13 protein-coding genes are annotated in these 13,910 nt (G+C 43.1%); 11 read left to right on the top strand and 2 right to left on the bottom strand.

Annotated elements, in window-relative coordinates:
- Positions 1 to 163 precede the first annotated feature (163 nt).
- The 10 genes from RAC86_RS25630 (at position 164) to RAC86_RS25585 (ending at position 10,745) form a co-directional block, all read left to right on the top strand.
- Positions 164 to 1,441, top strand: a complete 1,278-nt coding sequence (locus tag RAC86_RS25630) for a M20/M25/M40 family metallo-hydrolase (RefSeq protein ID WP_345805869.1) — start codon at positions 164 to 166, stop codon at positions 1,439 to 1,441.
- Positions 1,442 to 1,704: 263 nt separating this feature from the next.
- Entirely contained in the window at positions 1,705 to 3,039 is a 1,335-nt protein-coding gene (locus RAC86_RS25625) for a nucleotide sugar dehydrogenase (RefSeq protein WP_198878493.1), read from the top strand.
- 48 nt (positions 3,040 to 3,087) lie between these two features.
- Complete coding sequence (locus RAC86_RS25620) at positions 3,088 to 4,218, top strand: DegT/DnrJ/EryC1/StrS family aminotransferase (RefSeq protein WP_377886154.1); 1,131 nt, start codon at positions 3,088 to 3,090, stop codon at positions 4,216 to 4,218.
- Positions 4,215 to 5,144: an NAD-dependent epimerase/dehydratase family protein gene (locus RAC86_RS25615; protein ID WP_174222665.1), complete on the top strand. Its 930-nt coding sequence runs from the start codon at positions 4,215 to 4,217 to the stop codon at positions 5,142 to 5,144. The genes RAC86_RS25620 and RAC86_RS25615 overlap by 4 nt, the downstream gene beginning before the upstream one ends.
- The gene (locus RAC86_RS25610; RefSeq protein WP_377886153.1) at positions 5,110 to 6,345 is read left to right on the top strand and encodes a DegT/DnrJ/EryC1/StrS family aminotransferase; all 1,236 of its coding nucleotides are present in this window, start codon (positions 5,110 to 5,112) and stop codon (positions 6,343 to 6,345) included. Before RAC86_RS25615 ends, RAC86_RS25610 begins: the two co-directional genes overlap by 35 nt.
- A 16-nt stretch (positions 6,346 to 6,361) precedes the next feature.
- Positions 6,362 to 7,243: a GNAT family N-acetyltransferase gene (locus RAC86_RS25605; RefSeq protein WP_377886152.1), complete on the top strand. Its 882-nt coding sequence runs from the start codon at positions 6,362 to 6,364 to the stop codon at positions 7,241 to 7,243.
- Positions 7,216 to 7,974: a WbqC family protein gene (locus RAC86_RS25600; RefSeq protein WP_377886151.1), complete on the top strand. Its 759-nt coding sequence runs from the start codon at positions 7,216 to 7,218 to the stop codon at positions 7,972 to 7,974. Before RAC86_RS25605 ends, RAC86_RS25600 begins: the two co-directional genes overlap by 28 nt.
- Positions 7,937 to 8,614 (top strand): PIG-L deacetylase family protein, encoded by a 678-nt coding sequence (locus RAC86_RS25595; protein ID WP_377886150.1) that lies wholly within the window; start codon positions 7,937 to 7,939, stop codon positions 8,612 to 8,614. Before RAC86_RS25600 ends, RAC86_RS25595 begins: the two co-directional genes overlap by 38 nt.
- A gap of 3 nt (positions 8,615 to 8,617) precedes the next feature.
- A complete protein-coding gene (locus RAC86_RS25590; RefSeq protein WP_377886149.1) occupies positions 8,618 to 9,535 on the top strand; it encodes a sugar phosphate isomerase/epimerase family protein in 918 nt (305 codons plus the stop codon).
- Positions 9,513 to 10,745 carry an MFS transporter gene (locus RAC86_RS25585; protein WP_124047919.1) on the top strand — a complete coding sequence of 411 codons (1,233 nt, stop codon included), beginning with the start codon at positions 9,513 to 9,515 and terminating at the stop codon, positions 10,743 to 10,745. Before RAC86_RS25590 ends, RAC86_RS25585 begins: the two co-directional genes overlap by 23 nt.
- A 45-nt stretch (positions 10,746 to 10,790) precedes the next feature.
- On the opposite strand, the gene RAC86_RS25580 is transcribed toward RAC86_RS25585, so the two are convergent.
- Entirely contained in the window at positions 10,791 to 11,258 is a 468-nt protein-coding gene (locus RAC86_RS25580) for a GNAT family N-acetyltransferase (RefSeq protein WP_015251210.1), read from the bottom strand.
- A gap of 119 nt (positions 11,259 to 11,377) precedes the next feature.
- On the opposite strand from RAC86_RS25580, the gene RAC86_RS25575 reads away from it, so the two are divergent.
- A complete protein-coding gene (locus RAC86_RS25575) occupies positions 11,378 to 13,195 on the top strand; it encodes a zinc ribbon domain-containing protein (protein WP_377886148.1) in 1,818 nt (605 codons plus the stop codon).
- 35 nt (positions 13,196 to 13,230) lie between these two features.
- Here RAC86_RS25575 and RAC86_RS25570 read toward each other — a convergent pair.
- On the bottom strand, positions 13,231 to 13,910 hold a 680-nt coding region (locus RAC86_RS25570), incomplete at its 5' end, for a zinc ribbon domain-containing protein (protein WP_377886146.1).

The raw sequence follows: 13,910 nt of genomic DNA, 5'->3' as shown, positions 1-13,910 counted from the left end.
TTTTCTCGGCGGCTTTTTTATGCAAACTTTCCTAGCCTCAGCTTTTATTCTCCGCCTATCTCATTACCTTGATTTGGTAACTAATGTTCATTTTGTTGCATTTTAAAGGAATCAAGACAGCAAAACCGAAAAGAAAGGGGTGAATAAGAGGAGGAATGTAAAAATGAAAATGATTTTGATGTCAGCGGCACTGGCTGGAAGCGTCATATGGGGATCTTCAGCTGTACAGGTGAACGGGATACAGTCTCATTCTATTTCTGAGATGGCTCCGTTGTTTGATGAGGAGCATGCATATGAAACCATTCATGAACTGAGTGAGGTCATAGGTCCGAGAGAAACAGGGACAGAGAAAGAAAAAGAAGCAGCGTCATACATATCGAAACGGATTCAAGATGAAGGATTAGCTGTTCGCATTCAGCCATTTCATGTGAAAACATATTATTCTGGTTCAGTAATGGCAGGCGATCATGAATATCCAATACGATCAGCGGATAAGAGCGCTGTGGAAAATGAAGAGAGAGTGGAGGGTGAGGTCTTAGATGGTGGCTATGGGCTCAATCTTGATGAAAAAGAAGCCAAGGGGAAAATCGCCGTTTTGAGAGAGGGAAAAATATCAGTATCTCAGAAATTAAAAAACGCCCAAGCTGCAGGCGCAAAGGCTGTCATTATTTATAACAGCAAGACAAAACCTCTCGCTATCCGACCGGTAAAACCAAAACATATCACGATACCGGCTGCCGGAATGAAAAAAGAAGACGGGGAAGCTTTACTGAAAGAAAAGCAGGCTGTCATTCAATTTAAGAACTATCGAAACCGCACTTCACAAAACATAATAGGGACACGCAAAGCGCAGCACACAAAACACCCGGATATTCTTTATGTAACTGCGCATTATGACACAGTTAAAGATGCACCTGGGGCTGATGATAATGCATCAGGCACATCCGCCGTACTAGAGATGATTGAGCAAAGCAAACACCTTCCCAAAAACAAAGAAATCCGTTTTATCTTTTTCGGAGCTGAAGAGCTGTGGTCAGCGGGTTCCTCATATTATGTCAGTACGCTTACCTCGGATGAAATCAAACACAGCCGTGCAAACTTTAATGCTGATATGATTGCAACTGACTGGAAAGACGCAAGCCAAATGTATATAACGACCCCGGATGGCAAGAAAAATGCAAGTGTCAATTATGCGGTGAATGCCGCTCGCAAAGCACAGCTTGAAGCACCTCGTCTCACACAGCTTGGATACTCTGATCACGTGTCATTTTATGAAGCGGGCATACCTTCGGCTAATTGGATTTGGCTCAGTCCGGATACGCAAGAGCCTGGGCCATGGTATCACACCGAAAAAGACAACATCGCACATATCAGCAAAGAAAGGTTGAACGAAGCGGGACAGCTCTTGTTATCTGCTGTACAAGAGGCAAATATAGATTAAAAAAAACAGGCCTCGGCCTGTTTTTAAAATTTTCTATATATTCTTTCAAATAGAGGAAATATTCTCATTATCCCCCTGATAAATACCTTTTCTTAGGCACAAAAAATTCCACTTAATAGTAAATCGCATCATAATGCCCTACCAAATAAAAGGAGACAAAGCCCATTTACCGTTTTTTTACTTTTGTTATAATTGCAGTATCGATCGATAATTGTTTAATTTTGTAAAAATATATCCTTTTCTATCTTATAGGGGGTCCAAAAATGAATCCTGTCACAAAAGAAGCTCGAAACCTCAGTCATAAGCGGCTTTTAGAATTGATTGAAACAAAACAGGCTGTTGTAGGTGTATTGGGGATGGGATATGTGGGTTTTCCTCTTGCATTAGAATGTGTCAATAAAGGATACAACGTCATCGGCTTTGATAGGAACAGCGAAAAAGTTTCTTTGCTGAAAGACGGGCACAGCCATATTCGAGATGTAGACGATAGCCAATTAAAAGAGGCACTTCACACAGAGCGTTTTCAAGTGAGTGAGAATATGTCTCTCATAGAACACTGCGACATTATTGTGATATGTGTTCCGACACCTTTGAACAAAAAAGATAAGATACCCGACCTTAGCTACATAGACAGTGCAGTTGACACCATGCTGGCTTACGGAAGGCCAAATCAGCTTTTAATTTTAGAAAGTACAACCTACCCGGGCACAACAAAACAAAAAATTGCTGACAGAATGGCAGCAGGGCGGCAGGTCAACATAGGCTCCGATTTCTTTATAGCTTATTCACCTGAACGAATTGATCCTGGGAACAGCCATTACGAAGTCGCCGATATCCCTAAAGTGGTCGGCGGAATGACCCGGACTTGCACAAAACTTGCCTCAGCGTTTTACAACACCATCGTTACAAGCATTCATCCAGTAACCTCACCTGAAGTAGCAGAAACAGCTAAACTCCTAGAGAATACCTACCGTTATGTAAATATAGCTCTCATCAATGAAATGGCACTCAATTGCCGAGAACTTGATATTGATATATGGGAAGTGATCAATGCGGCAGACACGAAGCCGTTCGGGTTTCAAAAATTCAGCCCGGGCCCTGGTGTAGGCGGCCATTGCATACCGATTGATCCTTTTTATTTTAAATGGATAGCCAATCAAAAGGGATTGCAGACAAAGCTGATTGATTTAGCGGATGAAATCAATTCTGAAATGCCATTTTCAGTGTCCGACTATGCCATGAAGCTGGTTGATAAAGAACACTGCAATATTTTATTAATAGGTGCTGCTTATAAAAAAAATACAAATGATTCTCGTGAGTCTTCTGCATTTGCAATTATCGATGATTTAATGAAAAAGGGATGCACGATAGATTACTATGATCCTTTTATCAGTGAAATCTGCCTGGAAGACGGCAGCATCAAGCACTCCGTCCCTTTCAATAAGGAGCAGATCAACCAATATGATGTCGTCATTATTCATACCGATCATGATGATATCAATTACAGTATATTGCAGGATACAGCGCCTATTATTTTCGACACGAGAAACATTTGCAGAGAAAAAATAGCTGATAATGCAAAGCTTGTCACACTATAGGAGGGAACTGTCATTAGTAAACAATTTATCTCTTTTCACAGACCTGATATGACAAACGAAGAATTGGAAACTGTAGCTGAAACGATCAAGTCGGGGTGGATTTCAAAAGGTCCGAAGGTGATTGAATTTGAGAAAAAGCTTGGCGAATGTCTGGGAGCGGAGCACGTAATCAGCTGTAATTCAGGAACTGCTGCCTTACACATGGCTTTGCTTGCACTCGGTGTAGGAGAAGGAGATGAAGTCATTGTTCCAAGCTTCACGTTTTGTTCAAGTGTAAACGTCATTTTGCATGTAGGAGCAACCCCGGTTTTTGCAGACATTTGCGAGGATGATTTATGTATAGATCCGGAAGATGTGAGACAAAAGCTTTCACCGCGGACAAAAGCGGTCATTGCGGTCCATTTTGCAGGTTATCCGGCAAATTTGAATGAGCTTAGCAGCATATGCAAGGAAAATGGACTGTACTTGATCGAAGATGCCGCACACGCGCTTGGGACAAGGTATAACGAGAAGATGATCGGCACACATGGAGATGCCGTATGCTTCAGCTTTTATGCCACCAAAAATATAACGACGGGAGAAGGAGGAGCTCTTATTCTTAAGGATGAAGAGGCTGCCGAAAGAGCAAGACTGTATGGATGGCATGGCATTACAAAAAATGCTTGGAATCGATACGGTGAAAAGGGCAGCTGGCGATATGATGTGTTACTTCCCGGCTTTAAGTACAACATGACAGATATCCAGGCTGCTCTTGGGCTCATTCAATTGAAACGGGCTGCTGAGATCCAAGAAAAACGGACCAAAATCGCAAACTATTATGCGTCTGAGCTTATCAATCATCCAGAAAGAGCAGAACTTCCTTTAACAGACATCCCAAGCCATATCACACATTCCTGGCATTTGTTCATTCTGCGGGTGAAAAAACACGGAGAAATGGACCGAGACCAGTTTATTGAAGAGATGAAAGCGAAGCATATTGGGTTGAGTGTCCACTTTATCCCTGTGCATATGCATCCCTACTATAGAGAGCATTTTCCTGCAAAGCTGCCGGTAACTGAACGCATCTTTCCTGAAATTGTATCACTGCCTCTTTATAGCCAATTATCGAAGGAAGATTGTCAATACATCGTTCAATCAATTAAAGATGTTTTATCTTTAAGCCAGGAGGTCGGACAATGAAACACATTGCTATCTTAGGCGGAGCAGGTTTTATAGGAAGTGAATTAGCGGGGTTATTACAGAAGAAAGGCTATCATACGATCATCGCTGATCAAAAAAAGCCGGATTTTCAGGCAGAATTCCGCCAAACCAATATTTTAGACCGTCAATCGCTTCGGGAATCATTAAAAGGAGCAGATGCTGTCGTTCATTTAGCGGCAATGGTCGGAGTAGACAGCTGCCGCAGCAATGAAGAGGACGTAATCAAGGTGAATTTTGAAGGAACGAAAAACGTAACGGAGGTATGCAAGGAGCTGGGGATCAAGACCCTTCTTTTTTCCTCCAGCTCAGAAGTGTTCGGAGATTCGCCAGATTATCCATATACGGAATCAAGCGAGAAGCTCCCTAAATCCGCTTATGGAAAAGCAAAATTAAAGTCAGAGGAATATTTGAAGGAGCAGGCATCAGCCTCACTGCATGTCAGAGTTGTCCGATACTTTAATGTGTACGGCCCGAAGCAGCGTCAGGACTTTGTCATAAACAAGTTCTTCAGTTTGGCCGAAGCTGGCGCGGAGCTTCCTCTTTACGGAGACGGCGGCCAAATCAGATGCTTCAGCTACATTAGTGATATCGTGAACGGAACATACCTGGCGCTGCTGCACAAAGGGAGTGCCTATGAAGATTTCAACATAGGAAACGATCTGCCAATCAGCATAAAAGGACTGGCAGAGAAAATCAACGTGATGACTGGCAGGGAGAAAGAGCATTATACATTTAAAAAGCTGGGCGAGGATGGTGTCCGGGGGAAAGACATTGAAATTTTCAAACGTGCTCCTTCGATCGAGAAGGCAAAGCGTCTGCTTGGATATGCTCCTAAAATTAACCTAGATGAAGGCCTGAGGCTGATTAAAGTTGAAAGACAAAAACAAAAACTTCCATTATCCTGAAAACCCCAAACAGATCAAGTTTCCGATTTATCCGGGGCAGCTTTCAGGCAGACGTTTTTTCACCCACTTAATCTCAGCTAAAAGAACAACGTTGGCAGAAAAATTGGAAAAACGCTATGGAAAGAGCATCGAATTGACTTCGAGTGGAAGCGCAGCGTTGGTGCTTGCATTGACATTATCCGGAGCGGGGCCTGGAAAAGAAGTGATTTTTTCATCATTCAGCTGTCCGAATGTAATTGATGCTGTGCTTCAAACCGGAGCTTCCCCAGTGTTTGCCAATTTGGATGATGATTTGTCCCTATCCTTTGAAGATGTGAAAAACAAAGTGACCGAGAGGACGTGCGCTGTCATTTTAACGCACGTTTACGGCCGGAAGGAAAACATGAAACTTGTCGAGTGGGCGAAAGAAAAGCGTATTCGTGTCATTGACGATGCCGCTCAGGCCATGTTTACAAAACAAGACGGAACCTTTGCAGGCGGTTTGGGGGATTTCGGCATCTTGAGCTTTGGGCCGTCAAAGCCCCTCGGCAGCATAGGGGGCGGAGCGTTAATCGCCCGAAAAGAAGTTCTGGACAAAAACGCCAGGCTGCCGATGGAACAGCGAAAGCAAGTCAATGCTGATTATGATGCTTATATGAGACAGCAGCGAATACAGGGTTTGATGAGATCTAGGACTCTATCCTTCTTATTCAGAAAAACGGGTGTTCAGACCTCTATGAAAACGAGCAAGCTTGAAGTTCTTCCGAAAAAACCTGCTACTGTCCCTTTATTGCGAATGCATCCGGTAAGGCAAGCCATTATCGAATACCAGCTGTCAAAGATGGAGCGGCTGGTGAGAGACTCATCTAGAAATTTGGAGACGGCAAGATACATTTTTGCACAGGCAGAAGAGTTATACGGGATCAAGATGATTCAGCCGCAGGAGGGAGAAAGCCTGAACTATTTGACAATCGTTTTCCCTCATGAAGGGGAAAGGTACGACTGCTCTGCTTATTTAGCGGCAAAAGGGATTCAAACCTGCTGGAACTACCTTCCGCTTCACCTGATTCCGCTGTATCAGCCTTATTCACGGCAAGAGGATGAACATTCTCTGTGGAAAAGGGTTCTTTCACTGCCGTTCAAACCGCCTCTTGGCACAGAGCAGGTGAAGTATATTGCTGAAACCGTTTTAGCGTATGCAGAGCAAAAGAATAAGAAATGAATGTTGGTGATATATCATGCAAAAAACAGCATTTTCCGTAACGCCTCAGGCTTGGGAACGGGCCGCTGGCATTTTTCAGGCTGGATTGTTTCAAAGCTATGATTGGGGGAAGCTTATGGAGGAGCTCCCCAATACCTCGTTTCACCCTGTTAAGCTGACATCGGACGGCGGACAAGTGATATATGTTCCGGTGTTTGAGCAGAATGGCTTGCTCAGCGGGAATATGATAGGATACGGCGGCGTCATTTCAGACCGTCCGATTTCATTTGAATGGCTGCAAAGCGAAATCAAGGCTTTATTTGGACAGAAATTATCGCGCTTCCTGCTTCCGCATGGCCAAACTTCTTTTATCGAAGAAACGGGAGAACATTGGGCGGAAAAAGCCACACACATATTGCCGCTTCCCGATACATTTGAAGAGCTATGGACAAACTGTTCAGGAAAAGCCCGGACTGCCGTCAGATATGCGGAAAAGAAAAATGTGTCCGTCCGCCTTATCGGACAAGAATCACTCTCTGAGTTTTACGAATTGTATAAGGCGCATACAGCAGCCATCGGCGCAGCCTATATGCTGAGTCAGGATTTTTTTCAAAAGCTGCTAGAAAGCCTTGGAAGGCAAGTCTTTTGGGTGGGGGCGTTTCTTGAGGCTGACATGATCAGCAGCAGTATTTTTCTATATGACCATTCCCATTTCTATTATTGGCAGAATGTAAACAGCCCTGCCGGAAAAGAAACGCAGGCCTCTTATTTGCTGATGCGGAACGCTTTATCATTCGCCATCGGTAAGAAACTGCAATGGGTTGATTTTGGATATTCCCACAGTAAAGAAATTGCCAGACCGAAACGATATTGGGGAGCTGAAGAGAAACGATGTCGACATTTCACAGAAACGGAGTAAAAGTGGTAAGCGGCCATCAGTCCAGTTATCTCCCCTGGTTTGGTTTTTTTGAAAAAATCCATAAATCAGATGTATTTGCCATTCACGATACAGCCCAGTTTGAGAAAAAGGGATTTCTCAATCGGAACAGAATCAAGACTTCCCAAGGCCCCATGTGGCTGACTGTTCCTTTGCAGATGAAAAATTATAAGGATATCGAGCTTCGTGATATGAAAATCGACCAAGAGCAGGACTGGCGGAAGAAACACTGGATGGCGATTAAAATGAATTATGCGAAGGCTCCCTATTTCGAGGAATATCAAATGTTTTTTAAAGATGTCTATCAGCGGGAATGGGAGTATCTTCATGATTTAAATATGTTCATCATTAATTTTTTTCTGCGGGAACTTCGCATATCGACGTCAATTTGCTATGTGTCGGAGCTCGAATGCCGTAATGAAAAAAAGAGTGATTTTGTGCTCGCGCTTTGTAAAGAACTTGGAGCTGATCACTATTATTCAGGCAGCCAAGGATCAGACTATTTAATAGAAAGTGATTTTGATAGAAGCGGAATTACAATCGAATACCAGCAAATCAGGGCCATCCATTATCCGCAGTTGTTCGGAGAGCACATTCCTCATCTCTCTATGCTTGATATGCTTATGAACTGCGGCGCGGATATTTGCGAGACGTTAATCAAAGGGGGACAATATGATGAAAGTAATGGTATTTGCGGCGCACCCGGACGATGAAATTATCGGCGTCGGCGGAGCGTTGGCGAAACATGTCCGTCAAGGAGACAGTGTGTCGGCTGTCATTATGGCTGAAGGAAAATCGTCTAGAAAAGAAGACTATGAAAAACCTTGTGATTCGATCATGCAGCATTCCTATAGTGAAACGGAACAAGCGCTTAGCACGCTCGGCATAACTGATTTTGTCAGGTTAAATCTTCCTGATAACAGGCTGGATTCAATGGATTTGCTGGATGTTGTAAAAGAGGCAGAAAAACAAATTGAACGGTTTCAGCCCGATATCGTATATACACAATACGGTGGTGACATTAATATTGACCATGCCGTCGTATTCAGAGCGGTGATGACGGCAACCCGCCCGCTTCCAGGTCATTCCGTAAAACAGGTTCTGGCATACGAGACCTTATCCTCGACAGAGTGGAACTACTTGAAGAAGGATCAATTCCATGCGAATTTCTTCATTAATATAGAAGAAGAGCTTGAATTGAAGCTGGAGGCCATGGCGTGCTATGATTCGGAGCTGAGGGATTTCCCGCATCCGCGATCCTTGCAAGCGATAGAAAATAACGCATACGTATGGGGAGCTAAATCGGGTTTTTCTGCAGCAGAAGCATTTATGCTTGTGAGAGGAACGTGGTGACGGATGATTGCGCAAATACCGTTTTTCGGGTTAGACCCGAAGCAAATCGATAAAAAGTGGGTCGAAGCAGGATACGGTCTTGAAGCCAACATCTTCGACGGAAAGTCGTTTGAAGAAACCGATTATGTGCAAACCTTCAAGCGGACACTTGATTACACAAAACAGCTTGAGCCGTCATTATTGACACTTCATTTTCCCACCGACAATGCGGATTATGTTCACGAAGCGCATATAAAGGACCGTCTGCTGCATTTTGCAGAGCTTGCGGATATGTACGGCGCTAAGGGCATAACTGTTCATGCCAATCAATTTATGTCCGTTGAAGAATTTCAAAGCTATGACTTAGAAGGAAACCGCAGAAAAGTCATTGAATTTTTTGCGGCGTTTGATGATGAGCTGAAAGGAACAGATATATGGATTGGAGTCGAAAATCTGCCGATTATCGGGAATCTGGGCGAAGACTTTGACCCGATATTTATTTATCCTGAGGATTTTGAGGAGCTGGTTCAGCTCGGTTTAAAACATGTCGGCATTACATGGGATCTGTGTCATTGGGCCATTACCTATCAGACACATCTGTCATCATCACTTATGTTCAGGGATGAAAAGCTGAGATACCCTGATTTTTTTCAGTTTCTTTCCTTAAAGGACAGCATTAAACATTATCATTTCAGTTCGTTTCGCCAGCTAGCCTTCCCGCATGGTGATGTCCGCTGTTTTGAAGGGCGTCATCCCGCTGAAGGAACGATTAATGAACCGTTGCTCAGACAAGCGGCGGAGATGTTAAAGGAGATACACCGCGGGGATGGCACGGGTATCGTATTTGAAGTGATGGAAGAGGACTATACACAAAGAAAAGAATCATGGAGAACATTAGAATGGTTCGGCGGTGCTTCTGATGAAGAAAAAAAGCGGACGTAATTCGGCATATCGAACACCAAATTATGCAAAGCTTTGGTCTGCACAAGTATTTTCTTCCGCGGCGGATGGCGTCTGGCTCATCGCACTTCCGCTTCTAGTGCTCGATTTGACCGGAAGCAAAATATTGGTCGGGGTGATCTCTTTTATCGAGCTCGTTCCATTGACATTCGGAATGTTTACCGGACCTTTAATTGATTCATTACGAAAAAAATCCATATTGTATGTGTGTAATACCGGAAGAGCAGTCATCATGATTCTCTTGGCAGTCCTTAGTGCGAACGGTTTGTTAACTGTATGGATCATTGGTATATGCGCATTTTGTTTATCGCTGCAATCGATGCTCTTTTCCCCGGCGAAAGTGGCGCTTATTCCGCTGCTTGTCCCTCAGAAACATCTCGATCAGGCGACTTCATTAATTAACACTAGCGAACTTATTGGTCTGATCGTCGGAAAGCTGATTAGCGGCGTTTTGATTGCGGCGATTCCGTTTGGGCTTCTGTTTCTCATAAATGGGACGGCATTTTTCGTATCCGCTGCATTGATTGCCCTTATTCACATTTCAGAATCTGTTGGCCTAAAAAGCAAAGGGGCAGAAGCCCTTAAGACAGGCTACAGAATGCTGAAGGGCAACTCATCTTGGATGACTGCTGTCGGTTATTTTTTTATCGTAAATCTCGTCATTGCCGGATTTATTTCTGTAATGGGGCCGATTCTTGCAGTGGAACGTTTTCATGAGAACTATTCCGTATGGTTCGCCATCATGTATTCAATGTTTCAGGGCGGAATGCTCTTAGGGAATCTTGCTGTATTTTTCAAGTGGAATACGAAGCGGCTAGAACGGCTTTATCCCAGAACTTTAACAGCGGTAGGGCTGCTCATTATGTTTTTGTTTTTTCCGCTTAGCGGGCTGGAATGTGCCATTTTTTTGGTGCTGGGCGTCATCATCTCCTATATTGATGTGCAAACGGTTCTGTATTTTCAAAAGACGGTTCCGACTGAATACTTCGGAAGAATATTCGCGCTTATTTTTTCTATCGTAAAGATGGGAGAACCTCTTTCAGCAGCTGTTTACACAGTGCTTCTTGTGTTTATGGACGCTGATTATATTTTTCTGGCTGTCGGTCTGGCTCTCGTCCTGACTTTTTTTATACTGTCAGTGAGGAAAGGAATGCAGCGGGATACCGGAAAAAAAGCGAATCAGTTTTTTTAATTTCTATATAAAAGAGCTGCCGATGATCATGCGGCAGCTCTTTTATTAAAGATCCAAATAAAGCCTCACCATATCGCGGCATTGAATCCCGTTTTCAAAAATGTCCTCATCATAATGTCTGAGAAAGAAATCGTGGTCGATCGCCTGAATGCGGAATCCGCATTTTTGATAGAGGGAAAGCTGATGAATGCTCGAATTCCCCGTGCCGATTTCAATCGTGTCCGCCCCCAGCTCCTTCGCTTTTTCAATGGCGTCAAGTACAAGCTGTTTGCCAAAGCCCTTCTTCTGAAGAGATTCTTTTACCGCAATATTTACAATTTCAACTGTTTGCGGCCTTGTTTTTAGCAATACATAAACACCTGCAAGCTCATCACCGGCCCAAGCTGTGTAACATTCTCCCCTCTCAAGATATTCATCTACAATGTCTTTCGATGGATCGGCGAGCAGCAATAGATCATATAATTCGTCATTTGTTTCTTCTCCTAATTCAATCCTGAGCTTTTGCATATTCATTCCACCTTTTTAGTCTGATAGACATTTAATTTTTTCATTCGTTCCCAATTTCATTCTGTTTTATTATAAAATATGAAAAGCAGTAAATGTTATCAAATTAGTAGAATAGGAGGAAAGTCATGTTTTTTTGTAAGAATTGCGGCTCCCAGAATAATGAAGGAGCCAAGTTTTGTAAACAATGCGGCACCCCGATCGGAGGGGGCAGCAAACAGGCAAATCAAGAAACAGCTAGCACTGCAGAAACAAGGCAGGCTCCGCGAAAACCGATCCCTAAGAAAACCATCATTTTATGGAGCAGCATTGCCGCGGCGTGCGTTATATTATTCGCCGCATATAAAACCGGAGCGTATTTTACTTCAAAGGATAGGTTAGTAGACAAGTTTGAACAGGCCGTAAATGATGGGGATCAGGACCAAATCGCGACTCTCCTTACACCGGTAAATGACAATCTTAAACTCACTAAAAATAATGTAAAACCGTTTCTTACATATTTGAAGGATCATCCAGACAAAAAAGATGAACTTTTTGCATCGCTGCGGGATGAAACAGCCCAGAAGGATATCGTATATGCAGAAAAAGACGGGAAAAGCCTGCTGGTATTTGACCATTATGACTTAAAGGTAGCACCTGTTTATTTTGAAGTGAGCAGCAATTATAAAAATACCGATCTATATGTCAATAAAGAGGAAGCCGGATCTGTAAAGAAAGCAGATCAAGCACAAACCCTCGGTCCGTACATTCCCGGCGAATATACAGTCTCAGCCAAACTGAAAAACGATGTCGTTGACCTTGTGAAAAAGGAAGACATTCAGGCGGTTGGCGATAACAGCTTTCGTGTTGATCTCTCATTGGAAGCAGACGATGTGACATTCAGCTTAGCGGATGACATCAAGAGCGGGAAGGGAGATTTGCTGATTAACGGCAAGTCGATTCATAAAGACCCATTCAAATCCGTAACATACGGTCCGCTGCTGACAGATGGATCAATGACAGCTTCAGTCGAGGCAGAATTTCCGTGGGGAAAAACAAAAACTGCCGGCGTTCCGATCGATGATAAAGAAATGGAGTTAACGTTAATTCCTGATCAAGATACACAGGAACAGATTATGAACACAATTGTCAAAACAACAAAACAATACTCCAAAGCTCTATCTGATGGGAATACAGCCCAGATGACAGAGGCAAGTGCCAATTGGAAGGCGGAGACGAAGGACACCGTCGATTCTATGAAAAGCGCGGATTCATACTTAAAAGATAGATACTTGGAAACTGATTTTGACCTGGACACATTTGCCCTCTCTCAGAAAAACGACGGAACGTGGCAGGTATCGGTAACAGGAAAAGAACTTCACCAGTCTTCTTCGTATAACGACTATACAAAATCTGAAATGACTGACGAAAGTCCGAGTTATGAATATCTTCTTTTATATGATAAAAAACAGAAAAAGTGGATTTTCGAAGATGCAGAATCAACATTCCAATCTGCAGGCACAAATATAAAGAAAATCAAAAATGATAAACCAGAGACATACACTTCCGCCTGGGCTGGCTCGAAAAACAAAGGCAGTGAAAGCTCTGCAAGCGGCGATGTTACAGATGAACAAGTGACATTATTTATGGGCAGTTATCTGCAAAGTCAGGCAGATGCCGTGAATCAAAATAATTTCTCACTGATGGAAGACAGCCTTGAAAAAGGCAGTTCCCTTTATTCCGACCAGCAGCATCTCGTGTCGAAATTAAATAAAGAGGGGACAACAGAAGACTTTAATAACTATGAAGTGAAAAGCTGGAGCCAAAATGGGTCGGCTATCACGATTAAGACGTATGAAGAATTCTATATCACAAAATCAGGCGGCAGTCCAAAGCTCAGAACATATAACTGGACCTACACCGGCGTAGTGAAGAACGGAAGAATTTACTTAACGTCTATTCAATAAAACAACCCCATCACCAGCAGGTGATGGGGTTGTTTTTAAAAGAGCATATAACGGAAAATTTCTTTGACATAGTGTTCGATAATAAGCTGAAATGTAACGCAGATGATCAGATAAATTACAATCGTTGAGTAAATGACATCAACCTTCCCTTTATATGAATGCTGGTAACTGCTCAGCATCGCAGGAGGAATGGCGAAGAATGCACCGATTAAACCAACGGCTAATATAGTAAAGCAAATGTCTGTATGTAATAAAAAGAAGAAAAGGGCAAGAATCAAAATAGCCGTAAACGGTATGAGAAACGCTCCGAATCTTGAGAATGAATCCTTGAAAGATACTTGGTTTCCCGCGATTTTCAGGGCGAAAAAGATGCATGCATGCAGGCCAAATAGAAATAAAATAAAATAAATGGTTGGCTCTAAGAAGATTGCTGTAAAGCTTACGCTTCCGGGACCGTCTGAAAAAAGAATATAAAACATCAAAGGGGTCAGCAAACTGAAAAGAACCATCGTAATGATTGCGCTGATCAACTGCTCTCCGCCTGTTGCTTTACATTCCTGATAAGGGCGTTTCAGGACGGATAAGACAAATGAACCGAACTGTTTTGCTGCTTGCTTTGCAGCGGCTCCAGTTTGAGCTGCATGCTGGTGGCCTGATTGACCGGGGAGCGGTGATCCGCATTTCTCACAAAAATTTCCGCCATCTGTTTGATGGC

It is taken from the genome of Bacillus sp. LR_5, assembly GCF_042709275.1.
Note: the sequence above shows the minus strand (reverse complement) of the source record. Positions and strands in the feature narration are given on the sequence as shown.

Bases quoted from the DNA above. Each gene is read 5' to 3' on its own strand.
- RAC86_RS25580 (WP_015251210.1), bottom strand. From the start codon at position 11,258: ATGAATATGCAAAAGCTCAGGATTGAATTAGGAGAAGAAACAAATGAC.
- RAC86_RS25625 (WP_198878493.1), top strand. From the start codon at position 1,705: ATGAATCCTGTCACAAAAGAAGCTCGAAACCTCAGTCATAAGCGGCTT.
- RAC86_RS25585 (WP_124047919.1), top strand. From the start codon at position 9,513: ATGAAGAAAAAAAGCGGACGTAATTCGGCATATCGAACACCAAATTAT.
- RAC86_RS25615 (WP_174222665.1), top strand. From the start codon at position 4,215: ATGAAACACATTGCTATCTTAGGCGGAGCAGGTTTTATAGGAAGTGAA.
- RAC86_RS25595 (WP_377886150.1), top strand. From the start codon at position 7,937: ATGAAAGTAATGGTATTTGCGGCGCACCCGGACGATGAAATTATCGGC.
- RAC86_RS25620 (WP_377886154.1), top strand. From the start codon at position 3,088: ATGACAAACGAAGAATTGGAAACTGTAGCTGAAACGATCAAGTCGGGG.
- RAC86_RS25630 (WP_345805869.1), top strand. From the start codon at position 164: ATGAAAATGATTTTGATGTCAGCGGCACTGGCTGGAAGCGTCATATGG.
- RAC86_RS25590 (WP_377886149.1), top strand. From the start codon at position 8,618: ATGATTGCGCAAATACCGTTTTTCGGGTTAGACCCGAAGCAAATCGAT.
- RAC86_RS25605 (WP_377886152.1), top strand. From the start codon at position 6,362: ATGCAAAAAACAGCATTTTCCGTAACGCCTCAGGCTTGGGAACGGGCC.
- RAC86_RS25600 (WP_377886151.1), top strand. From the start codon at position 7,216: ATGTCGACATTTCACAGAAACGGAGTAAAAGTGGTAAGCGGCCATCAG.
- RAC86_RS25575 (WP_377886148.1), top strand. From the start codon at position 11,378: ATGTTTTTTTGTAAGAATTGCGGCTCCCAGAATAATGAAGGAGCCAAG.